The 22,168-nt window shown below is 73.2% G+C and carries 18 protein-coding genes and 2 pseudogenes; 6 read left to right on the top strand and 14 right to left on the bottom strand.

Annotated features, from left to right (window positions below; translation table 11 throughout):
• Positions 1 to 31: 31 nt before the first annotated feature.
• From WMF43_RS22480 to WMF43_RS22470, 3 genes are all read right to left on the bottom strand, one after another.
• Positions 32 to 1,015 carry a pyruvate dehydrogenase complex E1 component subunit beta gene (locus WMF43_RS22480; RefSeq protein WP_437683179.1) on the bottom strand — a complete coding sequence of 328 codons (984 nt, stop codon included), beginning with the start codon at positions 1,013 to 1,015 and terminating at the stop codon, positions 32 to 34.
• Positions 1,012 to 1,992, bottom strand: a complete 981-nt coding sequence (pdhA, locus tag WMF43_RS22475) for a pyruvate dehydrogenase (acetyl-transferring) E1 component subunit alpha (protein ID WP_437683178.1) — start codon at positions 1,990 to 1,992, stop codon at positions 1,012 to 1,014. The genes WMF43_RS22480 and pdhA overlap by 4 nt, the downstream gene beginning before the upstream one ends.
• A gap of 197 nt (positions 1,993 to 2,189) precedes the next feature.
• Complete coding sequence (locus WMF43_RS22470) at positions 2,190 to 3,605, bottom strand: serine/threonine-protein kinase (protein WP_437683177.1); 1,416 nt, start codon at positions 3,603 to 3,605, stop codon at positions 2,190 to 2,192.
• Between the two features lie 183 nt (positions 3,606 to 3,788).
• Here WMF43_RS22470 and WMF43_RS22465 point away from each other — a divergent pair, with 183 nt between their 5' ends.
• The gene (locus WMF43_RS22465) at positions 3,789 to 4,844 is read left to right on the top strand and encodes a hypothetical protein (protein WP_437683176.1); all 1,056 of its coding nucleotides are present in this window, start codon (positions 3,789 to 3,791) and stop codon (positions 4,842 to 4,844) included.
• 102 nt (positions 4,845 to 4,946) lie between these two features.
• On the opposite strand, the gene WMF43_RS22460 is transcribed toward WMF43_RS22465, so the two are convergent.
• Entirely contained in the window at positions 4,947 to 5,570 is a 624-nt protein-coding gene (locus tag WMF43_RS22460) for a hypothetical protein (RefSeq protein ID WP_437683175.1), read from the bottom strand.
• Between the two features lie 138 nt (positions 5,571 to 5,708).
• On the opposite strand from WMF43_RS22460, the gene WMF43_RS22455 reads away from it, so the two are divergent.
• Positions 5,709 to 6,830 carry a M48 family metalloprotease gene (locus WMF43_RS22455; protein ID WP_437683174.1) on the top strand — a complete coding sequence of 374 codons (1,122 nt, stop codon included), beginning with the start codon at positions 5,709 to 5,711 and terminating at the stop codon, positions 6,828 to 6,830.
• A gap of 252 nt (positions 6,831 to 7,082) precedes the next feature.
• Positions 7,083 to 7,412 carry an FKBP-type peptidyl-prolyl cis-trans isomerase gene (locus WMF43_RS22450; protein WP_437683173.1) on the top strand — a complete coding sequence of 110 codons (330 nt, stop codon included), beginning with the start codon at positions 7,083 to 7,085 and terminating at the stop codon, positions 7,410 to 7,412.
• Between the two features lie 87 nt (positions 7,413 to 7,499).
• On the opposite strand, the gene WMF43_RS22445 is transcribed toward WMF43_RS22450, so the two are convergent.
• Together WMF43_RS22445 and WMF43_RS22440 are read right to left on the bottom strand one after the other, a co-directional pair.
• On the bottom strand, positions 7,500 to 8,714 hold the full coding sequence (locus tag WMF43_RS22445; RefSeq protein ID WP_437683172.1) for a Stp1/IreP family PP2C-type Ser/Thr phosphatase: 1,215 nt from the start codon (positions 8,712 to 8,714) through the stop codon (positions 7,500 to 7,502).
• 101 nt (positions 8,715 to 8,815) lie between these two features.
• Entirely contained in the window at positions 8,816 to 9,628 is an 813-nt protein-coding gene (locus tag WMF43_RS22440) for a hypothetical protein (protein ID WP_437683171.1), read from the bottom strand.
• A 166-nt stretch (positions 9,629 to 9,794) separates the two neighbouring features.
• Here WMF43_RS22440 and WMF43_RS22435 point away from each other — a divergent pair, with 166 nt between their 5' ends.
• A complete protein-coding gene (locus WMF43_RS22435) occupies positions 9,795 to 11,237 on the top strand; it encodes a sigma 54-interacting transcriptional regulator (protein ID WP_437683170.1) in 1,443 nt (480 codons plus the stop codon).
• Positions 11,238 to 11,568: 331 nt separating this feature from the next.
• Here WMF43_RS22435 and WMF43_RS22430 read toward each other — a convergent pair whose 3' ends face one another.
• The 3 genes and pseudogenes from WMF43_RS22430 to WMF43_RS22420 form a co-directional block, all read right to left on the bottom strand.
• On the bottom strand, positions 11,569 to 12,927 hold the full coding sequence (locus WMF43_RS22430) for a Kelch repeat-containing protein (RefSeq protein ID WP_437684058.1): 1,359 nt from the start codon (positions 12,925 to 12,927) through the stop codon (positions 11,569 to 11,571).
• A gap of 24 nt (positions 12,928 to 12,951) precedes the next feature.
• Positions 12,952 to 13,071 (bottom strand): annotated as a pseudogene (locus tag WMF43_RS22425) (kelch repeat-containing protein); the annotation flags it as partial.
• A gap of 91 nt (positions 13,072 to 13,162) precedes the next feature.
• Positions 13,163 to 13,801 (bottom strand): annotated as a pseudogene (locus tag WMF43_RS22420) (serine/threonine-protein kinase); the annotation flags it as partial.
• 774 nt (positions 13,802 to 14,575) lie between these two features.
• On the opposite strand from WMF43_RS22420, the gene WMF43_RS22415 reads away from it, so the two are divergent.
• The gene (locus tag WMF43_RS22415; protein WP_437683169.1) at positions 14,576 to 14,848 is read left to right on the top strand and encodes a hypothetical protein; all 273 of its coding nucleotides are present in this window, start codon (positions 14,576 to 14,578) and stop codon (positions 14,846 to 14,848) included.
• A gap of 296 nt (positions 14,849 to 15,144) precedes the next feature.
• Here the strand turns inward: WMF43_RS22415 and WMF43_RS22410 are convergent, their stop codons facing one another.
• The 5 genes from WMF43_RS22410 to WMF43_RS22390 form a co-directional block, all read right to left on the bottom strand.
• Entirely contained in the window at positions 15,145 to 15,396 is a 252-nt protein-coding gene (locus WMF43_RS22410; protein WP_437683168.1) for a hypothetical protein, read from the bottom strand.
• Positions 15,397 to 15,501: 105 nt separating this feature from the next.
• Positions 15,502 to 16,443 (bottom strand): hypothetical protein, encoded by a 942-nt coding sequence (locus WMF43_RS22405; protein ID WP_437683167.1) that lies wholly within the window; start codon positions 16,441 to 16,443, stop codon positions 15,502 to 15,504.
• 239 nt (positions 16,444 to 16,682) lie between these two features.
• On the bottom strand, positions 16,683 to 18,074 hold the full coding sequence (locus WMF43_RS22400) for a hypothetical protein (RefSeq protein ID WP_437683166.1): 1,392 nt from the start codon (positions 18,072 to 18,074) through the stop codon (positions 16,683 to 16,685).
• 90 nt (positions 18,075 to 18,164) lie between these two features.
• Positions 18,165 to 19,562, bottom strand: a complete 1,398-nt coding sequence (locus WMF43_RS22395; protein WP_437683165.1) for a hypothetical protein — start codon at positions 19,560 to 19,562, stop codon at positions 18,165 to 18,167.
• A gap of 124 nt (positions 19,563 to 19,686) precedes the next feature.
• Positions 19,687 to 20,103: a YbjN domain-containing protein gene (locus tag WMF43_RS22390; protein ID WP_437683164.1), complete on the bottom strand. Its 417-nt coding sequence runs from the start codon at positions 20,101 to 20,103 to the stop codon at positions 19,687 to 19,689.
• A gap of 192 nt (positions 20,104 to 20,295) precedes the next feature.
• On the opposite strand from WMF43_RS22390, the gene WMF43_RS22385 reads away from it, so the two are divergent.
• Positions 20,296 to 22,161, top strand: a complete 1,866-nt coding sequence (locus tag WMF43_RS22385) for an N-acetylmuramoyl-L-alanine amidase (RefSeq protein WP_437683163.1) — start codon at positions 20,296 to 20,298, stop codon at positions 22,159 to 22,161.
• Positions 22,162 to 22,168: the final 7 nt, after the last annotated feature.

Genomic DNA, 22,168 nt, shown 5'->3' with positions numbered 1-22,168 from the left:
CAACCTTGATCGGGGACGTGCGTCCGCTCTGTCAGCTCTTGTAGAGAACGCGGTGAACGTTTTCGATGATCCGCGCCGCCTGCGGGATCACGTACTGCTCCAGCCGAGCGTTGTACGGCATCGGCACGTCGAGCGTGGTCGCGCGCAGCACCGGCGCGTCCAGCTCGTCGAACGCGAGCCGCTGGATGCGGTCGGCGACCTCGGCCCCGACGCCGCCGTACGGCCAGCCCTCGTGGGCCACGACCGCGCGGTGCGTCTTGGTCACGCTCTTCACGATCGTCTCCTCGTCGAGCGGGCGCAGCGAGCGCAGGTCCACGACCTCCGCGCTGATGCCGTCCTTCTCGAGCTTGGCCGCGGCGTCGAGCGCGACGTGCACCATCCGGCTCCAGGCGATGATCGTGACGTCCGTGCCCTCGCGCGGGACCGAGGCGACCCCGAGGGGCACGATGAAGTCCGGATCGTCGGGCACCTCGCCCTGCACGCCGTAGAGCGTCTCGCTCTCCATGAAGAGCACCGGGTTGTCGTCCCGGATCGCCGACTTCAGGAGGCCCTTCGCGTCCGCCGGCGTCGCGGGCGCGAGCACCTTGAGGCCGGGGACGTGGGCGTAGAAGTGCTCCATCGAGTGCGAGTGCTGCGAGCCGACCTGGCGCGCGGAGCCGTTCGGCGCCCGCAGCACGAGCGGGATGCTGAGCTGCCCGCCGGACATCTGCCGCAGCTTCGCCGCGTTGTTGAGGATCTGATCGAACGCGACCGCGGAGAAGTTCCACGTCATGTACTCGACGATCGGCCGCAGCCCGACCATCGCGGCGCCGATCGAGATGCCGGTGAACCCGCTCTCGGTGATCGGCGCGTCGATGACGCGCTTCGGGCCGAACTTGTCGAGCATGCCCTCGGTCACCTTGTAGGCGCCCTGGTAGTGCCCGACCTCCTCGCCGACGAGGTACACCCGCTCGTCGCGCTCCATCTCCTCGACCATGGCGGCGCGAACCGCCTCACGGAACTTTAGGACGGTCATCGCGCAAAAGGCCCTGCATAGGTTGTGGGCTCGAGCACCTCGGGCCCGGGTTCCGGACTCTCCTCGGCGAAGCGGATCGCGTCGGCGATCTCCTCTTCCACCTCTTTGTCGATCGCGTCGAGCTTCTGGCCGTGCCCCTTCTCCTCGAGCTCCAGGCGCGAGCGCAGGAGCACGTCCTTCTTCTTGCGCTCCTCGAGCTCCTCCTTCGTCCGGTACTTGCCGGGATCGCTCATCGAGTGGCCCCGGAAGCGGTACGTCCTGATCTCGACGAGCGTCGGCTCCGACTGCGTGCGCGCCCGCGCGATCGCCTCGCCGAGGCGGTCGCGCACCTGGAGGACGTGCTCGGCGTTGAAGCGGTCGCGCTCCATGCCGTAGGCGAGCGCCTTCTGCGACACGTCCTCGACCGAGAGCGTGCGGGAGAGCGGCGTCCCCATCGCGTACTCGTTGTTCTCGCAGACGAACACGATCGGCAGCTTCCAGAGCGCGGCGAGCGACATGCCCTCGTGGAAGTCGCCGATGCTCACGGCGCCCTCGCCGAAGAACACCATCGAGACCCGATCCTCGCCGCGGTACTTCGAGGCGAACGCCGTCCCGACGGCGATGGGGATGTGGCCGCCGACGATGCCGTAGCCGCCGAGCATGTTGTGCTCTTTGTCGAAGAAGTGCATCGAGCCGCCGAGCCCCTTCGAGCACCCGGTGACCTTGCCGTAGAGCTCGGCCATCGCGGCGCGCGCGGTCATCCCGCGGGCGAGCGCGAGGCCGTGATCACGGTAGGTCGTCATCACGTAGTCGTCGGGACGAAGCGCCGCGCAAGCGCCGACGGCGATGGGCTCCTGACCGATGTAGAGGTGAAGGAACCCACCGATCTTGCCCTGCGAATACGCGCGCGCCGCTTCCTCCTCGAAGCGTCGAATCTGGGCCATGTTTCGGTAGAGCGACAGATGCAGATCGTCGTCGCTGTTGGTCGGTGTAGTCATCGCGGAGATCTCAGGGGGCAGGACTGCAATCCAGACAGTCGCCAGCGCGGCGGTCGGCGTTTGCGGGCGACCTGCCCGTGCCCGTGAGGGCCCAGGCGAGGCGCTTGACGTCGACCGTTCCGGACAGCGACGCCGCTTACCCGGGGTCCTTTACGGGAGTTTTTCCCGCGTGACAACGCATCCGCGCTCTCGTCGGTTCAACGCGCAGCAGCATCGGGCGCTCCCGCGTCCGGCGCGCCGGGATCGGTTGCCTCCGGCGCGCCCGCGTCGTGGGCCTGCTCGGTCTCGGCCTCGGTCTCGGTCTCCGTCTCGGCCTCGGCGCCGGCGACCGACGCGGGCCGGCTCGGGGTGCTGCTCGCCGGGCTCGCGCTGGTGTCCGCGCTGCCCGCCGCGCGCGGCGCGTTGTCGCCGGGCTCGGGCCTCGGCCGCGCGGGCCGCGCCGGCGGGCCGACGCGCGGCCGGGGCGACGCGGGCGCGGACGACGCGGTCGGCGCCGCGCCGGGGGCGGGCAGCTCGTCGGGCGCCGCCGTGGAGCGCATCGCGGTGCGGACGAGCAGCATGGCCGTCGCCACGACCACGGCCGCGCCGAGGAGGATCTGCCCGGTCTTGCGCTCGGGCGGGGGGAAGTCGTCGTCGCTCGCCTCGACGCGCGGCGCGCCCGAGTCCGCCGGCAGCGCCGCCGCGGCGGCGACGGACGACTCGAACGTGCGCCGCGGCAGCTGGCTCGAGGCGGCCCACTCGAGGCTGTCGGCGAACGCGGCGCCGAACGCCTCGCAGCTCGGGTACCGGTGCTCCGGCCGCTTCGACAGCCCGCGCGCGAGCACCTGGTCGAGCGACGGCGGCACGCCGAGCTCCCGCGAGAGCGGCGGCGGCTCGTCGCTCGCGATCTTCGACGCGACGGAGACCGCGTCGTCGCCCGGGAACGCGCGCTGGCCCGAGATCGCCTCATACATGACCGCGGCGAGCGAGAACTGATCGCTCTCGGGCGAGAACTTGCCGACGCGGAACGTCTCGGGCGCGCTGTACGCGGGCGTCCCCATGAGCCCGCCCTGGTGCGTCAGCGTCGAGTCCGGGATCCGGGCGATGCCGAAGTCGGCGATCTTGCCGCCCTTGCTCGAGAGGATGATGTTCTCCGGCTTGACGTCGCGGTGAACGATGCCCGCGCGGTGCGCGATCGTGAGCGCCTCGCCGAGCTCGCGCGCGAGGCGGGCCGCCTCCGCCGCCGAGAGCGGGCGCTCGAGGAGCTGCTGCTTCAGCGTCGGCCCCTCGACGTACTCGAACACGAGGTAGAGCCCGAAGCCCGGATCTTCGCCCACGTCGTGGAGCGTGACGAGGTTCGGGTGGGTCACGCGCGCCGCGGCGCGCGCCTCGTGGCGCATCCTCACGATGAGCTGCTCGCGGACGTCGCGCGGGATGCGGAGGTCGTCCCGCAGGTGCTTCAGCGCGACGTCGCGATCGAGCACCGGATCGTGCGCGAGCAGCACGCGCCCCATCGCGCCCTCGCCGAGGAGGCGCAGCACGCGGTAGCGCCCGAGGGCGACGGGCAACGCGGCGTCGCCGCTCGTCTGCCCGAGCGCGCCGTGATCGCTGTCGGAGGTCGGGGATCCAGCCACGTCGCGTCGGTTCTATCCGTCCGGCGGCCTTGGCGGAAGGCCTGGCCGGCGTTCCTCTTCCGGTTATGTTCCGGTTATGCTCTGCGTCGGCGCGCTCCGGATCGACGCGCCGCACGCATCAGCGCGCACGGCTCCGCAGGACCGCCGGCGTGTGACTTTCCAGAGAGGGCGCAGCGAGTACAGATGAGCACCGAGAGCGCGTCGAAGCCGACCCCGGCCGCCAAGGTTCCGAAGAAGCGAGGCAAGGCGAAGTACATCGTGCTCCTCGCCCTCGTGCTCTCCGTTTTTCTCGCCGCGCAGACCGGGCTCCTCGGCTACGGCTGGGCGCACCTCCGCGCCGCGACGTTCCCGAAGGACGAGTCGCTGCTCGAGTATGTCCAAGGCAGCGCCACCGGCGTGGTGATCGTCGACCCGCACCAGCTCGATCTGAAGGTGCTCGGCGGGGAGGGGGGTGCGGTGCGACAGCACCTCGAGCGCACCCGCGACGACATCAAGAAGGCGACGGGCATCGATCTCAGCTTCGACGTCGACAAGCTGGCGTTCTCCTCGTCGCTGGTGGTCGCCCGCGGGCGCTTCAACGAGCAGAAGCTCGCGGAGCGCCTCGCGGAGCGCAGCTACGTCGCGGCGGAGCACAAGGGCGTGAAGTTCCTGGTCCGCGCCGGCGAGGACGCGATCGCCGTGCGCGACGGGTCGATCCTGCTGTACGGCCCCGAGCCCGAGATCCGGGCGAGCATCGACGCCGAGGAGGCCGAGACGTCGCTGGCGAGCCGCGACGAGGTCACCTCGCGGCTCGAGCAGCTCGGGTGGGATCGCCCCCTGCTGGGCGTCGCGCTGCTCGCCCAGGAGAAGCCGAGCCTCCGCGCGATCCTCGTCGGCTCCACCGGCCCGCGCGCCGTGACGTTCGGCGTCGCGACGAAGGGCGGGATCTCCGCGAAGGTGGCGATCGACGCCGCGTCGCCGAACGCCGCCGAGGAGCTCCGGAAGCTCCTGGAGGAGAAGCGCGCCGACGCGCAGGCGCTGAACGCGCTCGTCGGCCCGGAGGCGGGCGCGGCGCTCGCCGAGGTGATGAAGCGCGCGCAGCTCTCGGTGGATCAGGGAGCGGGCCGGCTGACGATCCAGGCGGACGTGCGTCCGGAGGAGCTCGACGTTCTGGCGAAGGCCAGCGAGAAGGCGGCGGGCTCGCTCGGGGAGATGTACAAGGCCGCGCGGCTGTTCCAGCTCCTCGCGCCGGGCCCCTGACGCCGTCGGCGGCGGGCGCGCCGAGCTGCTGACGTCGTCGGCGGCGGGTGCGCCGAGGTGCTGACGTCAGGCGTCATCGGCGGCGGGCGCGCCGGGCTCCTATCAACGGTCGGCGCAGCGCGGGCACTGCGCCTCGACCCGGTCGGTCGCGCTCTTCACGCGGGTGCGCGCCGCGTCGCAGCGCTGGTCGGCATCCCCGGAGAGTCCGCAGAGGTGCTGCGCGGCGCGCTCCATCGAGGCGAGCGCGCGGCACGCGGTCTCGCAGGGGGGCGCGGACACCCGCTCGGCCTCGCGCCTCTTGGCCGGGGCCTCGGCGCCGGTGGTCGTCGACCGCGTCGCCTCCGCGGCGGCGCTGTCCGGTGCGCCGCGCGGCGCAGGGGGCGCCGCCGCGGGGGGAGCGGGGGGCGCCGCCGCGGGGGGCGCCGCCGCGGGCTGCTGCGGCGCCGGCGCGTGTTGCCCCGGCGCGTCCGCTGACAGGGCCCCCGCGCCTTCGCTCGGAGCTCGCGGCGCGCCGAGCGCCAGGTAGAGCTCGTCCTCCGCGCGCTCCAGCTCGGCGAGCGCGTCGTCGGTCGTCTCGATCGGGCCCGGCTCCGGCGACGCCGTCACGGGCGACGGATCCGCCGCCGGGCGCATCGCGGACCCGCAGCCTGCGAGCGCCCCGGCGCTCATCCACACCGTCGCGCACACGGTCGCGGCTGCGACAGACCAAGCTCGGCGTCTGTTCATCGGTCCTCTTGCGCCTGACGCCTGGCGCCCGGCTTTCGGCTCATCGCGGCGCCGCGGTCGCGCTCCTCACCGCCCGCAGAGATCGTGCTCGCGGCGGCGCGCAGGTGGGCGCCCGCCCGGTGCGCTATGCTCGCCGCGATGAAGCTGCTTCGATCGATCGGCGCCTTGGTTCTCGCTCTCGGGCTCGTCGCAGGCTGTCAGCGGGGCAGCTCGCGTCCTGCGTCGCAGCCGACCTATGGCCAGGGTTATCCGCCGTACGGCGCGCCCCCGCAGGGTTACCCCCAGCAGCCCGGCTACCCGCAGCAGCAGCCCGGCTACCCGCAGCAGCAGCCCGGCTACCCGCAGCAGCAGCCCGGCTACCCGCCGCCGCAGGCCGGGCCCGCGCCGGCGCCGTCCACCTTCCCGTTCCCCTCGATGCCGGGGCTCCCCGTGCTGGGGGATCCCATCAACGACATCAACATCGGCTGGCTCCAGTCCGAGGCCGGCGTCGTGATGGGCGCGCTGATCGGCGCGCTCCCGTCGGCCGCGCAGAACAAGGTGAGGGGCATCCCCTTCATCGCCGACCCGACGCTGGGCGAGGTGAACGCGTTCGCCGGCTGCGACGATCAGCGCATGCCCTTCATGGCCATCACCGACGGGCTGCTCGAGATCCAGGCGCAGATCGCGCAGTTCAAGGCGACGGACGAGATCTTCGGGACGAGGAAGCTCGACGAGTTCCTGCGGATGCTCGCGCAGCGGCAGCGGCCCGGGCAGCCGATCATCCGGCCGCCGGCGGGCTTCATCGATCCGGCGCAGCACACGGACGCGCGCAAGGTCGAGCGGCAGCGGCAGCTCTACCACGAGCAGCTCGCGTTCGTGCTCGGGCACGAGCTCGGCCACCATCACCTCGGGCACACGGGGTGCGCGAACGGGCAGGGGGGCAGCCGGGGCGTGTCGCCCGCGGATCTCGGGCGGATGCTGTCGCGCGCGCTCCCGATCTTCAACCAGCCGAACGAGATCGCGGCGGACGTCGCGGGCGTGAACAACCTGCTGAGCGCGGGCTCCCGCCGGCAGGGGTACCGGTGGACCGAGGGGGGCGCGATGCTCACGCTCGGCTTCTTCGCGTCGCTCGACCAGCTCACGCCCGCCACCATCCTCTTCGCGTTCGAGCAAACGCACCCGCACCCGCTGCTGCGGCAGCCCGTCGTCCAGCAGACCGCCAACACGTGGCGCCTCACGGGGGGCGCCACCGCGTTCCCCTTCCCCGGCTTCGGCGGCTGAGCGGCGGTCCCCCGCTTCGGATACGGGCCCATCTCGACGTTTTCGGTGCTCAGCGCACAGGAGTGCGCTTGCGCGCCGAAAACGCCGATCTGGGCCCGTCTCCTGTGCGGGGGACCGCCGCTCGGCGACGCTCGTACGGCGCGGGCGCGCGCGACGCGCGGCGCATGAGGCCGCCAGGTCAGGCGGCGCGTGCGGCTTGGGCTTGACGCGACCTCGCTGCGCTCCTCCCATCCGCTCCCGAAGGAGTCGACCATGCAAGCAGAGCTCGGGATCGAGGACATTCGGGTAGGGACAGGCGCCGAGGCGAAGCCCGGCCAGAAAGTGACCGTGCACTACGTCGGCACGTTGACCGACGGCAGCAAGTTCGACAGCTCGCGCGACCGCAACCAGGGCTTCTCGTTCTCCCTGGGGGCCGGGCAGGTGATCAAGGGGTGGGATCGCGGGGTCGCCGGCATGAAGATCGGCGGGCTCCGCAAGCTGACGATCCCGCCGGAGCTCGGCTACGGCGCGCGCGGCTTTCCGCCGGTGATCCCGCCCAACGCGACGCTCGTCTTCGAGGTCGAGCTCCTCTCCGTCGGGTGATGCGCTGCGTCGCCCTCGCGCCCGCGGCGCGCGCTCACCAGGGCCTGGCGAGCTTCCGCGGGCGGCGAGGCGGCGCGCGCCGCGCGTTCACCCGTTGATGGGGGCGCCGCACTCGACACAGAACCGGTTGCCGATGAAGAGCTCGTGCTGGCAGTGCGCGCAGCGCGCGACCCGCACCTCGGTCGGGCGCCTCGCGGGCTTCGATGACGGAGCTTCCTTCAGCGGCGGCCGCGCCGCCGCCGCGACCGCGGCGTAGCGGCCGGAGCCCGCGGCCGCGCGGGATCGGCGATCCGTGAACGGCACGGCGGCCATGCGCGACAGCGTGCCCGAGGCGCTCTGGACCTGGCCCAGCGGCTCGCTCCCCACGATCGCGCGGATCGGCTGCGGGACGATCCTCCCCCCGTCCGGCGACGCCGCCGCGCCGAGCTCGATCTCCTCGGCCGCGGCAGGGGGCTCCGTCTCGGCGAGCTCCGGCGGGAGCGCCACGTCGAGCTCGTCGAGACGGTGCGGCCGGGTGTCCTCGAGCTCGAAGTCGTCGGGCTGCTCGTCCGCCGCGTCGGGCTGGATGGAGACGATCAGCGCCGAGATGTTGTCGGTCCCGCCGGCCTCGTTGGCCATCGCGATGAGCAGCTCGCACGCCTCGCGCGGATCCTGCGTGATGTCGAAGACGTCGAGCATCTGCTGCTCCGAGACCATCCCGCTCAGGCCGTCGGAGCAGAGCAGGAACACGTCGCCGAGCTGGATGCGCTCCGAGCGGATGTCCACCTTCACGGCGTCCTTCATGCCGAGCGCGCGCGTGATGATGTTCTTCGGGAGCCTGGCCAGCTCGTCCTGGCTCAGGTCGGGCTTGAGGGCGAGGGCGTCGTTGATGAGGGAGTGGTCCTTCGTGAGCTGCTCGATCTCGCCGTGGCGGATCCGGTAGCAGCGGCTGTCGCCCACGTGGCCGACGTGGATCTGCTCCGTTTCGGTCGACACGAAGGCGGCGACCACGGTCGAGCCCATGCCCTGGTGCTGCGTGTACGTGTTCGAGATGACGAACACGTCGTGGTTCGCCTTGCGGATCGCCGCCACGACGCGCCGCGCTTCCGGATCGAGCTCCTGTTCGTCGATGGGGACGGGGCCGGGGAGGCTGCCGGCGCGGGTCGCCTCGAAGAAGTTGTCGAGCGATTTGGTCGCGAGCGCGCTGGCGACGTTGCCCGCGTTGTGTCCGCCCATCCCATCGGCCACGACGAACAGACCGAGCTCGGACTTCACGAGGACGTTGTCCTCGTTGTGCTTTCGCTGGCGTCCAACGTCGGTCACGGCAGCCGCGACGGGTCGGGTGCGGCTGCTCGTCCTAAACTCGCCCATTCGCCGCTGATTATACCCGTCCAGCCCAGCGGACCGCCCAGATTCCGGCGGCTTTACTGGCGCGCGGCCCCGCCGGCATCCGGGGCGTCTGCGGTTCGGACGGCGATCCGCCGCGACGTACCGGCCGCGGCGGCAGGCCTCGGTGTACCTCGGGGCACGGGATCCAGCGCGAGGCGCACGCCGACCTGGAAGAATCCGTAGGCGGCAGCGCCTGAGCTGCCGTCCGGGCGCGAGAGGTAGGTGCCAGCGTCGAGCTCGGCGAACAGACCGAAGCCGAAGCTCGGCACCGGGTAGAAGTCGCCCCCGAGCGCGATGCGGGCGACGTCGAGCCCGTGGAACACGGCGTCGGAGGCGGCCGGACGGGCGAAGGTGCCTTCAGACCACGTGAAGGAGGCCCTCCGGTAGCCCACGCCGTAGCTGATCCAGGGGTCGAACGCGATGCCCTGGGCGAGGTGGTAGACGAACCCGAGGCCGAGATCGAGGCTCCGGCCGGAGCAGTCGCTGCAACCTGTCGCTGCAGGGAGCAGGGCGTAGGAGCCGCTCGCCTCCAGGACGGTCACACGGCTCAGGCCGATGCCGGCTTGGGCGCCGAACGCCAGCCCGCCCGAGACGACCCTGCTGGCGGGCTGGTCGGTGGCGAGGCTGCCGAACGGCTGGGCGTAACCGAGCCGGCCCTGGATCAGGACGTGTCCGGTCCGTTCATCCGGGCCGGCAGGGCGCTTGGCGCCGGCCTCGGGGCCGAGCTCTTCGCCGTCATCGGCCGCCTCGGCCGGCTGCGCGAAGCCCTGGTTGGTCGAGAGCACCCAGGCGGCCCCCGCCGCGACGCCGAGCGCCAGCGCGGTCCACCGTGTCGAACGCGATTCCACGGACGGCCTCTAGAACAGCGCGGTCCCGAGCGCAAAGGGGAGCGAGGGGCGCGCGTCGAAGCGTCGGCGGCGTCGAGGGCGTCGGCGGAGCCCGAGCGGCGGTTTTCTGCGAACGACCGCGCGCGACGCAACTCGGGCCCGCGCGGCGACGACAGAGCTCCTGAATATGGACAACGCCCTGATTCGCAGCCAAGAGGACCACCTTTCCAGATCCATCCCCTCCGTCGGCGGCATCGCCGCGTTCCCCGCGGGGGCGGCGGCATTCTCCCCGCGGCAGAAGGAGCTTGCGCCTTGCGAACCGCCGGACCCGGCCGCTCCGGGCGGTGAGGCCCCGGCGCTCCGGGACGTCACGCACGAGCTCTTCGACGACTGCGAGGAGCTCGCGACGGTGTGGCTCCGGTGCGAGCACGGCCCGGCGGGGACGGGGGCTCCGGCCCGCGTCGCGGTCCCGCCGGGCGCCGAGCTCGTGCTGGGCAGCGCCCCGGGCGCGGACGTGAGGCTCGACGACGCCGCGATGAGCGCCCGCCACTGCCGCGTCGCGCATCGCGGCACGTCGATCGAGGTGACGGATCTCGACTCCCGCAACGGGGTGCGCGTCGGCGGCGTGCGGGTGCGGCAAGCGACGCTCGTCCCCGGCGGCTGCTTCGAGGTCGGGCGCACGGCGGTGGTGATCGAGGCGGCCCGGAAGGTGGCCATGACCGAGGAGGGGCCGCCGCTGCCGCTGCTCGTCGGGCGCTCGCGGCCGATGCTGCAGCTCGCCGCGGCGGTGCGGCGGGTCGCGCCGCTGCAGCTCCCCGTGCTCCTCCGGGGCGAGTCGGGCACCGGCAAGGATCTCGTCGCCCGGGCGATCCACCAGGAGAGCGCGCGCGCCGAACGACCGTTCGTGATCCTGAACGCCGCCACGATCCCGCACGAGCTCGCCGAGTCCGAGCTGTTCGGCCACCGGCGCGGCGCGTTCACCGGCGCGCTGCGCGAGCGGCGCGGCGCGTTCATCGAGGCGAGCCAGGGCACGTTGTTCCTCGACGAGATCGCGTCGCTGTCGCTGGAGGTGCAGGCGAAGCTGCTGCGCGTCGTGGAGGAGGGGATGGTGCGTCCGCTGGGCGCGGAGGGGCCGATCAAGATCAACGTGCGGCTCATCGTGGCGACGTGCGAGCCGCTCGAGGCGCTCGTCCTGGAGCGCCGGTTCCGCGGGGACCTCTACGAGCGCCTCGCCGTGTGCCGCATCCAGCTCCCGGCGCTGCGGGAGCGGCCGGACGACATCCCGCTGCTGGCGGAGCACATCTTGGCGAGCTCGGAGCTCGGCCTGCGGCCGCTGTCGCCGGGGGCGCTCGCCGCGCTGAGGGCGCACCGGTGGCAGGGGAACGTGCGCGAGCTGCGGAATGTGCTCATCCAAGCCGCGCTCCGCGCGAACGGGCGCATCCTGCCGGAGCACGTCACGGCCGTGTTCGCGGAGCGTGAGCCGCCGCTGCGGCGGAAGATCACGCCGGCGGATGCGCTGCGCGCGTTCGAGGAGGTGGGGGGGAACGTCAGCGCGGCGGCGCGGCTCGCGGAGATACCGCGGTCGACGATGCGGGATCTGCTGCGCGCGGCGGCGGCGAAGGAGAGGTGAGGGCGGCGCTGGGGCGCTTTCCTGGCGGCACGCGCCGAGGGGAGGGTCTGCGCGGCGGCCGCGGGTGGGCGCTCGCGATCCGCCAAGACGGGGGCGTGGAGCTCGCGCAGGAGACACCGCCCGGCATGTCTCCCTTCGGGCCATGCCACCTGGGACGTTTCGTCGCGCGCCACACAAGGCGCGCCTGAGACGTGGAGCCAGCAGGGAACTTATGGCACCTCGGTCGGTGCTGGATCGCGCCCACCCGCGGCCGCCGCGCAGACCCTCCCCTCGGCGCTACGGGGGGAGCGTGGGGTGGCGGGGTCTCCCATGCCAGCGATCGCGGGCGCCTTCACGCCACAGCGCGCGGGCGCCGGGCACCGAGGGCGGCGAGGGCGAGCACGAAGAGCGCCGCGAGCGTCCGGCGCGAGGGGGGAGGGGCGCCAGGAGCAGCGAGGGCACAGCCGCTGGTGTCGTGGTGGTACGCGTCCGGCGGCGCATCGACGCATTGATGCGTCCGATCGCAGGCCTTGCCGTCCATGCAATCGCGGACCGAGTTGCAGAGGGTCAGGCACTGTCCGGTGGCCTTGTCGCACGCATACGAGGCGCAGGTCTTCGGCCCGCCGGCCACGCACACGCCGTCGTGGCAAACGTCGTCCTGGGTGCAGGCGTTGCCGTCGTCGCAGGCGACATCGTCGACCGGCTCGCAGGTGCCCGGGCTCCGGGCGCCGGTGGGGATGAGGGTGATGTCGGTGGTGACCGCGCAGACGTCGCAGGGGCCGCCGTCGCAGGCGTCGTTGCAGCAGACGCCGTCGACGCAGCAGCCGCTCTGGCAGTCGGTCGCCTGGCGGCACAGCGTGCCATTCGGGAGGAGCTCGAACAGCTCGGCAGTGGCCAGCGGGATCCCGCCCGCACCGGCGCCGCCGACCACGAGCACCGTCCCGTCGCCCAGCAGGAGCCGCGCGGGCTTGCTCCGGGGCGTCCTCAACAAGCGGACCTCGTGCCAGACATTCGCGATCGGGTCATAGAGCTCCGCGCTCGCCAGCGGGCCGCTGGCGTCGGCACCGCCAGCGACCAGCACCCGTCCGTCCGGCAGCTCCGTGGCCACATGGCCCGTGCGTGGATGGCGCATGGGTGCCGCGGGTGAAAAGGACAGGGTCGCCGGATCGAAGAGCTCTGCCCGGGCAAGAGCGCCATCGCCGCTCCCGCCTCCGGCGATCAGGACCTGACCCGTCCGCAGAAGCGTGGTGCTGTGGCCGCTGCGGGCGTTGCTCATCGCTGCGGGAAGCAGTTCCCAGCGGTCGGTGCTCGGGTCGTACAGCTCTGCGTCTCTGCGAGCGCCAATGTCTCCCCAGCCTCCGACAGCCAGAACCTGCCCCTTCGGCAGCCGCGTCACGGTGAACTGCCAGCGGGCCTCCCGCATGGCGCCGCCGGGCGTCCATCGATCGGTGCCCGGGTCGTATCGCTCGACATCGCGGAGCGCGCCGCCGCTCCCCCAACCCCCCGCGACCAGCACCTGGTTGTTGTTGAGCCGGACCACAGCGTGGTAGGCGCGGGCGCGGTTCATCGCGTCGGCGGGCAGCCAGGTTTCCTCCGCCGGGTCGTACAGCTCAGCGCTCGCGAGAGGGCCGTCGGAGCTGTTGCCGCCCGCGACGAGCACCTGGTCGTTCGCCAGCAGCGTCGCGGTGTGAGCGTGACGGGCGCTGTGCATCTGAGCGGCCTGGAGCCAGGTTCGGCTCGCTGGATCGAAAAGCTCCACGCTCGCTTCGTAGCCGGCATTGCTGAGCCCCCCGGCGACCAGCACGCGATGGTCGGGCAGCGGCGTCGCGGTGGCGTGGACACGGCCGGCGCGCATCGACGCCGCGGCCGTCCAGCGTCCACTGGATCGGTTCGGGGCTCACCGAGCAGATCGCCATGATCAAATCGCCGAACGCCTCGACGTGCTCGTGCGGAATCCTCCCCGAGAGCGCGCGGTAGAGGACCACGCCCAGCGACCAGAGGTCGGTGTGGTAGTCGATGTCGCTGAGGCCCCGCGCCTGCTCGGGCGACATGTAGCGCGGCGAGCCGAGGATACCCCCGGTGCGGGTGAGGCCCGTGGTCGGGCCGCCCTGGTGCGGCTCCGGCTTGATCTTGGCGATGCCGAAATCGAGGATCTTGACCACGACCTCACCCTCCCCGCGGCGCGCGAGGAAGAGGTTCGCGGGCTTGATGTCCCGGTGCACGATGCGCGCCTCATGGGCCTTCTGGAGACCCACGCAGACCTGCGCCGCGATGCGAAGGGCGGTGTCGGGCTCGAGCTTGCCGACCCTGTTGAGCAGGCGCTGGAGGTCTTCCCCTTCCAGGAGCTCCATCGCCATGTAGGGCGCCCCGGTCGCCGGATCGGTCCCTGCGTCGCGCACCCGGACGATGTGCTCCGTGTCGAGCGCTGCCATCGCCCGCACCTCGCGCTGGAAGCGCCCGACGCTGGTCTTGCTGCGGCTCAGCAGCTCGCTCTCGACGCACTTGAGCGCCAGGCGCTCGCCGGTCTCGACCAGCTCGACCTCATAGACCGAGCCCATCCCCCCTTGGCCGAGCAAGCGGAGCACCCGGTATTTGTCGTTGAACAGCGCCCCGATCAAAGCGCACGCAGCATACGCGATGGGTGAACCTCGGGGAACGGGGGCGGCAGGCTGGCAACGCCGCGCCGCCCCGCGCGCCTCGCCGTCCTGAGCGGGCTCTTCCCTTCGATGCGTCCGCAGGTGCTCGCCGCGCGCCGCGCGAGCGAGGCGTCGATGGCCGCGCAGCGATCGAGCGGGTAGAGGTCGCGGCGCAGAGAGGCGCGCTGTCGAAGCGCGCCCCCTGGAGGTGCCGTAGCGACGCGTCCATCGATCGCGCGCAGCCAGACGCAATCAGCACAGATCCGACGGTCGGAGCACACCTCCCGGCGCACCGCCGTGTCCTGCCAGCACCTCCCGGCGGCTCCCCAGCAACCCCGGGACGCGCGCCAGCACGTGCTGGTACGGCTCCCCGGCGCTGCTGGCACGGTTCCCGGAGCTGCTGGTACGGGTCCCCGGCGCTGCTGGCACGGCTCCCGGCGCTGCTGGCACGGCTCCCGGCGCTGCTGGCACGGCTCCCGGAGCTGCTGGTACGGCTCCCGGAGCTGCTGGTACGGGTCCCCGGCGCTGCTGACACGATTCCTGACCGTCTCGGCGACGCTGGCAGCGCCTCCGGCTTGCTGGCATCGCGCCCCGGCCTGCTGGGTTGACGCGCCGGCCCGCTAGCCCGCTGGGGCCACCCCCGGCACGCTGGAGGCCCTGCTCGACGAGGCGAGCGGCCGCGACCTGCTCGGCATCCTCGGCCTGCGCAACCGGGAAGAGGCGATGGTGCTCCGCAACTCCATCGTGACCTACGCGACGCTGCTGGGGAACGAGGCGCGCGCCGCCGGCGTCAACGCCTGCTGGGACGTCCCCGAGGGCAAGCGCCGCTTCAGCGCCACCTCGTTCCGCAACGCCCTGCGGAGGCTCCGCCCGAAGCGCCGGAGCAGCGCTGCCGCACCGGACGAGCCGGCGCCCGTCGAGCCGAAGCCCATCGACGCCAAGCCCGCCGACGCCAAGCCCGCCGAGCTGGCGCCCGTCGAGCCCGCGCCGGTTTGAAGCCACTCCCGATCGAGAACGCGGCGTGCCAGCGCTGCGGACGCACCGTAACCCCGCTGTCATGCTCGCAGGAGCGCCTGACTCAACCGGTCGCGCTCCGCCAGGGCTGGGCTCTCCGCCGGGAAGACCCGATGGATGGCTCGATGCGCTGGCTCATGCTCATCAGGTCCGCTGCCCCTCCGTGGTCCCACGAGACCATGCGACCCTCCCCGGGCCGCTGATCGCGCACCGAGATCAGGCGGGCGAGGTCGTCCTCGAGGGCGCATCCACTGGGCCTTGCTCTCGCGATCCGCGCGTCACTGGGCGGTGCCCCGGAGGCGCTTCTTGATCGTCTCTTGAACGTCGGCGGGGAGCGACTGGAGATGCTCCTGGGAGAGCATGCGCAGCACCTCCACCGGGAGCAGGAGGATCACCTGCTCGGGGGTGAGGCCGGTGAGCCGCTGCTCGAGGGTGAGGCCGGCGAGCCGCTTTTCCAAAGGCATCGCCTCGACCAGCTTCTGGAACATCTCCTCGTACTCCGGGAGCTCCTCGATGTCCGGCTGCTTCATCCTCGTATCCCTCATCCTACGGGCCGCTGATCGCACACTGAAATCAAGCAGGCGACGTCGTCCTCGAGGGCGCATCCAGTGGGCCTTGCTCTCGCGAGCCGCGCGTCAATGCGCGGTGCCCCGGAGGCGCTTCTTGATCGTCTCCTGAACGTCGGCGGGGAGCGACTGGAGATGCTCCTCGGGGAGCATGCGCAGCACCTCCACCGGGAGCGCGAGGAACACCTGCTCGGGGGCGAGGCCGGCGAGCCGCTGCTCGGGGGCGAGGCCGGCGAGCCGCTGCTCGGGGGCGAGGCCGGCGAGCCGCTGCTCGGGGGCGAGGCCGGCGAGCCGCTGCTCGGGGGCGAGGCCGGCGAGCCGCTGCTCGGGGGCGAGGCCGGCGAGCCGCTTTTCCACAGGCATCGCCTCGACCAGCTTCTGGAACATCTCCTCGTACCCCGGGAGCTCCTCGATGTCCGGCTGCTTCATCCTCGTGTCCCTCATCCACTGCTTCAGCCACCGTGCCGCCTCGCCCGGCTGGGCGGGCCGATGGCTGAAGAGCCGCAGGTAGTCGTCGCGTTCCGCCTCGGTCACCTCATCCGTGATGGCGAGGTACGTATCGTACATCGGCCCGTCGACGCGCGCATACCCTCCGCCGAGCGGGCTCAGAGTCCAGCCCTTGCGCGCCAGATCCTCGCGCAGCGTCGGCGTTACGGACGCGACCACCAGCACCAGCGTCAGGTCCCCTGGCGCCGGTAGCTCGTCGAGGTGGGCCGTCTCGTACAGTCCGCCATAGGTCACGAGCCGCACCAGATCGCCGGGCCGGAACGACGATTCAACGGGGCTCTTGTACTCCACGATCGCCACCTGCCCGAGCCGCGCCCAGAGCGCGCGCAGCACGAGCGCCTGGTCATCCTTCCGCTCGGCGCCGACCCGGCGAAGGAGCAAGAGGTCCGCGCGCTGAGGCTCGATCGTGAGCCGCACCTCGGACAGGACCTCGAAGTTTGGCGGAGCCCGGCCCGCGACGAGGCTCACGAAAGCCAGATGCCAGAGGTCGAATCGCAGCTCCACGACGGCGAGGCTACCTAGCGGCGAACACAGGTCAACCGAAGTGGACGGCTCGCGCGGCGGTCCGCAGCGCGAGCCGCCGCTGTTGCTCGCACGCGCGGCGCGACGCCACAGGCCCTAGGAAAGATGGCCCCGTCGCAACGCTCGCACCGGAGCCGCGCCGATGTAGCGGAGCACTTCCTCCAGCCGAGGATCCGTCGTCGCGAAGGAGTCACCTCTCGCACGATCTTGAGATCGCCGCTCTAGAACGTGCCCGCGACGCTGAGGGTGGCCTGGCCGGGCGCCACGGACGGCGCGATCAGGGTGACGCGTGGACCGCCGGCCGCGGGCTGCTGCTTCTCGGGGTACCAGTCGACCAGCGCGTACGTCGTGGTGCCGACGACCCCGACGCCGAACAGGACCCAGCCCGTGATCGCCCAGGGGAGCGCGCCCTCACGGCGATCGAGGTCGTCCCGGAGGGTCTGGCACGCGTTCTCGAAGCGGGGGAGATCGCGTGAGGGATCCTCGCGGGGCCCGCAGGGCTGAGCCCTGCGGCCGGCAGGGATCGAGCTCTCGTTCAGCCGGACGAAGTTGGTGATCTGGTTCCCGGCGTCTTCGGCGTCGTTGCTCGCGCTGACGACCAGCGCCGAGCCGACGATCCCCATGACCAGGCCGACCCCTGCGACGCCCGTCCCAGCCCAGGCGAGCGGCTTGCGCTTGTACCAGTCGAAGAACGGCTCGCGACCGCCGGAGGCCTGCCCCGGGGTCATCGAGCCCATCGTGTTGCTCGTCGAGACGCTGAACCCGCCGGAGGCCGACGAGGTCGCCGGCGACGCGCCCTGCGCCGGCGCGCCGGGCGCCGGCTGCGTGCCGCTCGCCGCCGGAGGCTGCTGCGCGGGCGCCGTGCCCGGCGTCTGCGCGCCCGGCGTCTGCGCGCCCGGCGTCTGCGCGCCCGGCGTCTGCGCGCCCGGCGTCTGCACGCCCGGCGCGGCCGCGCCGGGCGACGGCGCTCCCGGCGCCGCCGCCGCCGGCGCCGGCGCCGGCGGGGCGCCGGTCGTCCCCAGCGTGAGCGTCGCTGGCGTGGCCACGCCGATCTTCGCGTCGACCTGGGTCGTCGCCGACTTGTCCTGGTAGGTCGCGAACAGGGTGTGCTTGCCGGGCTTCACGAACACGGGATCGAGCAGCGGCGCCTTGCCGACGAGGGTGCCATCGACGCTGATGTCGGCGCCGTTCGCGTCGGCGATCACGATGAGGAAGCCCGTCCTCCGCTTCACCTCGGCGATCCCCCGCTCCGCGGTGGCGCGCTGCTCCGGCGTCGCGGCGGTGTGCTCGCGCAGGAACTGCTGGAGGTGCCGGCCGGCGTCCTCCAGGTGGTTGGAGCGAAGCTCGCTCTGCCCGAGGTTGAGCAGCACGGCCGGGTGCTGCTTGAGCGCGTACACCTGGAGAAAGGCGGTGCGCGCGTCCTCGAAGCGGCCGGCGTCGTACGCCTTCACGCCATCCTCGTAGCGCTGGCGCGCGACCTCCGTGACGGTATCGGCCGACTGCGCGAAGCTCAGCGGCTCCCGGAGAGGCAGCGAGGTGAGCCCGGCCTCGGTGAGCAGCGCAGGAGCGACGAACGAGAGCAGGAGGACAGGGGCGCAGGCGCGTATTTTCATGGCTCCTCAGGTCGGGCTACGCCTCGTCGGCGTCCGTGGAAGGTGACGACAGCAACTCGCCTCGCCGTCGAGGCGGCACGCAGGTGCGCTTCAGAACGGCGCATCGCGGATGATGCCACCGCTCTTGTTGCCCCCGGTCGAGCCCGTCCCACGCGACGCCGGCGCCGGAGGCGCAGGCTTCTTGGCAGGGGGCGACGCCTTCGGCTCGGGCGCTGCCGTCGCGGGGGGCGCTGGCCTCTCGGCGCCGGCCTGCGCCGGGGTGGCCGGCGGCGGCGTTGTCACGGCAGCCGGAGGGCTCGCGGGCGCCGAGGCGCTCGGCGCAGGCGCAGGCAGAGCGCCGCTCGTCGCGGGGGTGACCGCGGTGGAGGCGGGCGCAGCGCTCGCGGCAGGGGCCGCGGCGGGCTCCGCGGGGGGCGACTCCGCCGCCGGTGCGCTCGCGGCGGATCCGGGAGCAACCCCAGCTTCGCCGCCATCGGGGCCGCTCAGGGCACGCACGATGAAGAACAGGAAGGCCGCGGCTACCAGCGCGATCCCGACCCGGAGCGCCGTCTTGTTCGGGCTGGAGACGGGCAGCTCGATCGGATCGTGATCCTCCGTGCGGACGGCGGACGCGGAGGTGGCGCTCGTGGCCGCAGCGCGAGCGCGTGCCCGCGAAGACTGCACCGGCGGCGCGTCGTCAGCGGGAAGGACCGGCGGCGCGCCGTCAGCGGGGAGGGGAGAGGACGACGCTGCCGGCGCCGCGTGTGCTGGCGCCTCGGTGGACGGCGCGCCCTCAGCGGCGTCGGGCTCGCCGAGCCCCACGCGCGTCTTCCCGGCGGGCGCGGGCGCCGGACCCCGCTTTGCCCCGTCGCCCTCGGGCGTGCTCGCGGCGTCCGCCTCCGCGGAGCCGCCGGTCGCGCGCACGTTCGCGGCCGGCTGCGCTGACCGCTGCGGCTCCTGCGCACCGCCAGCAGCCGACCCGCCCGCGTCGCGCGCCGGGGCGTCGCGCGCGGGGGCGGCCGGCGGGTCGCCGACAGCGATGGTCGGAACGCCTTCGATCACCGTGTCCGATACGCCGGACGAGCCGGCCGGCGGCGCTTCGAGCACGCGCGCTGCCGGTTGCGCTGCGGGCGCCGGCTGCGCAGCGGGCGTCGGTTGCGCTGCGGGCGCCGGCTGCGCTGCGGGCGCCGGTTGCGCGGCGGGCGCCGGCTGCGCGGCGGGCCCCGCCTGCGCTGCAGGCCCCGCCTGCGCCGGGATCGCCGCTGCCGCGGAGTCGCGCTTCTCTCCCCGCGCTTCGGCCAGGGGCGCCGCGGCTCCCGGCTGGGCCGCCGCGGCGGCCCCGGTGAGCGCCGGCGTCGGGCCGCCGCCTCCCGCCTCGTTCCGGGCGTGCGTCAGCTCGTCGAAGCCCTCCCACGAGGGCCGGATCGACGCCGCGATCCGCTCCGCCTCCTCCGCGGAGAGCGAGCGTTCGTCCGGTTCCGCGGTCGTCTGTCGCTCCCCCGCAGTCATGGCCGGGTGAACTTACCACCCGCGTCTGTCGCCCCGCAATCTTGCGACCTCGCCACGTTCGCCACGGGCCGCGGGCAACCGAGGCGGCGCGCGCCGTCAGGCCCCCGAGGGCGGCACGGACGGCTCATCCGCCCCGGAACTCGCGCAGCAACGCGTCGTCCCAGGTGTCGGCGACCTGGCTCACCGTCGCGACGATGTCCTCGAACTCCTCGTAATCTAACGCGCTGAGCCGCCGCAGGCAGCGAACCACCACCTCGTTGCGCGCCCTGTCGATCGCGAAGGCCGCGTCGGAGGTCGTGATGAAGCTGAGCTCCAGGAGCCGCCGGTAGAAGGCCTCGCGCCCGCTCTGCGGGACGGCCATGATGGGGGAGAAGACCATCAGGACGCCCTGGGCCTCGAGCACGTTGACGCCGATGGTCGCGCTCCCGTGCTGGAGCTGCGCGTAGCCCGTCTCATCGAGCGCGTTCGTGCCCGCCTCGCCGGGAGACGCTCCCCCGCCTTGAGGCCCCGCCGTGTACCGGGCGAGATACGCGTTGACCATGCTCGTCGCGTCGGCAAACCTCTCCCCCGACGCACGGTCCGCGTAAAGAGGGGCTGTGGATGAAATGGGCGTGAGGTCGGGCACGTGAAACCTCCGGGACGTATCGCCATCCGAGCGGCGCGCGGGGCTCACCCGGCAGGCCGACGGCGCACCAGCGCGGCGCAGCCGCATCGTAACGCCCTGGCCTCCGCCGTGATCACGCTTTTCGCGATGGCGGCGTGCGCCTGGGGCTGCGGCGCCGAGGGCGACCAGCCGGCGCCGCGCGCCGCCCTCTCCGACGAGCAACGCGCCGCCGCGCTGCTCGATCCGGGCGCCCAGCTCCCACCCCGCGCCGAGACGGTCGCCCTCGCGGACGCCGTCGCGATCGCGTCGTCGCGGGCGGGGGCCACGGCCCAGGCGGCGTCGCTGGCGGAGCTCGCCGGCGATCTGCGCACCCGGCTCTTCCGCCTCGACCAGGCGGCCACCGACGCGCGCGAGGCGATGGAGCTCTACAGCGCCGCGGCGACCGCCTTCCGCGCCTCGCCCGAGCCCGCGAACGTCGAGCGCGCGTGCCAGGCCGAGCGGCGCCGCGCGCTGCTCGCCGGCGAGCTCGCCCGCGACGCGGCGGTCGCGTACCGCGAGCTCTACCTGGTCTCGCGGCGCTACGCGGCCCTCGCCTCGCCCGCGCCGCCCGGCGGCGCCCCGCCCCCGCGCTCGCCGTGCCTCTCCGCGATCGCGGTCGCGCTGGCCCAGGCGGCCGCGTACCGGCCCAGCGGGGACGCGCTGCGCGCGCTGGAGCAGGAGGGGCACCGCGTCGAGGGCGTCGCGCTCGCGCTCGCGGCGCCCGTCGACGCCGCCGCGCTCGCGTCGGCCGCGGCGACGGGCGCCGCCAGCGCCGCGGCGCCGGTGCAGGTGACCGGCGCCGGCGCCGCGCGCGACCTCGTCGTCGCGCCCCGGCCCTCCGCGGCGCCGACGGGCCCGGTCAAGATCACCACGATCGAGCGGTACGGCTCGGACAAGGGGGCGCGCGTCGTGATCGCGCTCTCCGCGCCGACGACGTTCGAGGTCGGCACGCTCGCGGCGGACGAGACCGCCGGCAAGGACGCCCGCGTGTTCGTGGACATCGCGGGGGCGACGTCGCGCGGGATCGCGCGCGAGATCGAGGTCGGCGGCGCGCTCCGTCGGGTGCGCGTCGGCGCGCAGCCGAAGGGGACCCGCGTCGTCCTCGACCTCGCCGCCGACCTGTACCGCCGGATCTTCTACCTGCCCGAGCCGTTCCGGATCGTCGTCGATGTGAGCACCCGCCCGCCGCTGCGCGACGACAAGGCCGAGGCGGGCGGCAAGCGGGAGGTCCGGCGCGTCGCGATCGATCCGGGGCACGGCGGCAACGACACCGGCGCGGTCGGCCCGACGGGCCTGAAGGAGAAGGACGTCACGCTCGACGTCGCCCACCGCGTCGCCCCGCTCCTCGCGCGCGAGCTCAAGATCGAGACGCTCCTCACGCGCGACAGCGACGTCTACGTCCCGCTGGAGCTCCGCACCGCCCGCGCCAACGCGTTCCACGCCGACCTGTTCGTGTCGATCCACTGCAACGCGAGCGACAACGGCCGCGCCCGCGGCGTCCAGACCTTCTCGCTCGCCGCGCCCCACGACGCCGAGTCGACCTCCTCGTCGCAGACCGCGGCGCGCGAGAACGCCGCGCGCGCCGCGAGGAGCGCGCGCGACGTCGGCGACGGGCAGGACGCGAGCCCCGACGACCCCGAGGCCCGCCGCGAGGTCGCGGCGATCCTCTCGAACCTCAACGTCGGCGACATGGCGGCGCGCTCGCGCCACTTCGCCGAGCTCCTCCAGCGGGCCTCGCTCGCCTCGCTCGCGCCCCGCTACCCCGACACGAAGGACCAGGGCGTCAAGGGCGCGGGCTTCTTCGTCCTCGCGGGCGCGGACATGCCGGCCGCGCTGTTCGAGACCGCGTTCATCTCGAACCCGGAGGACGAGGCCCGCCTCGCCACCGCCGATTTCCGTCAGAAGATGGCGGACGCCATCGTGAACGCGATCCGCGCCTACCGCGAGGGCAAGTGAGCGGCCG

Source organism: Sorangium sp. So ce131 (assembly GCF_051519095.1).
Taxonomy (GTDB): domain Bacteria; phylum Myxococcota_A; class Polyangia; order Polyangiales; family Polyangiaceae; genus Sorangium.
The sequence above is the reverse complement of the archived record's forward strand: the minus strand, read 5'-3'. Positions and strand labels throughout refer to the sequence as shown.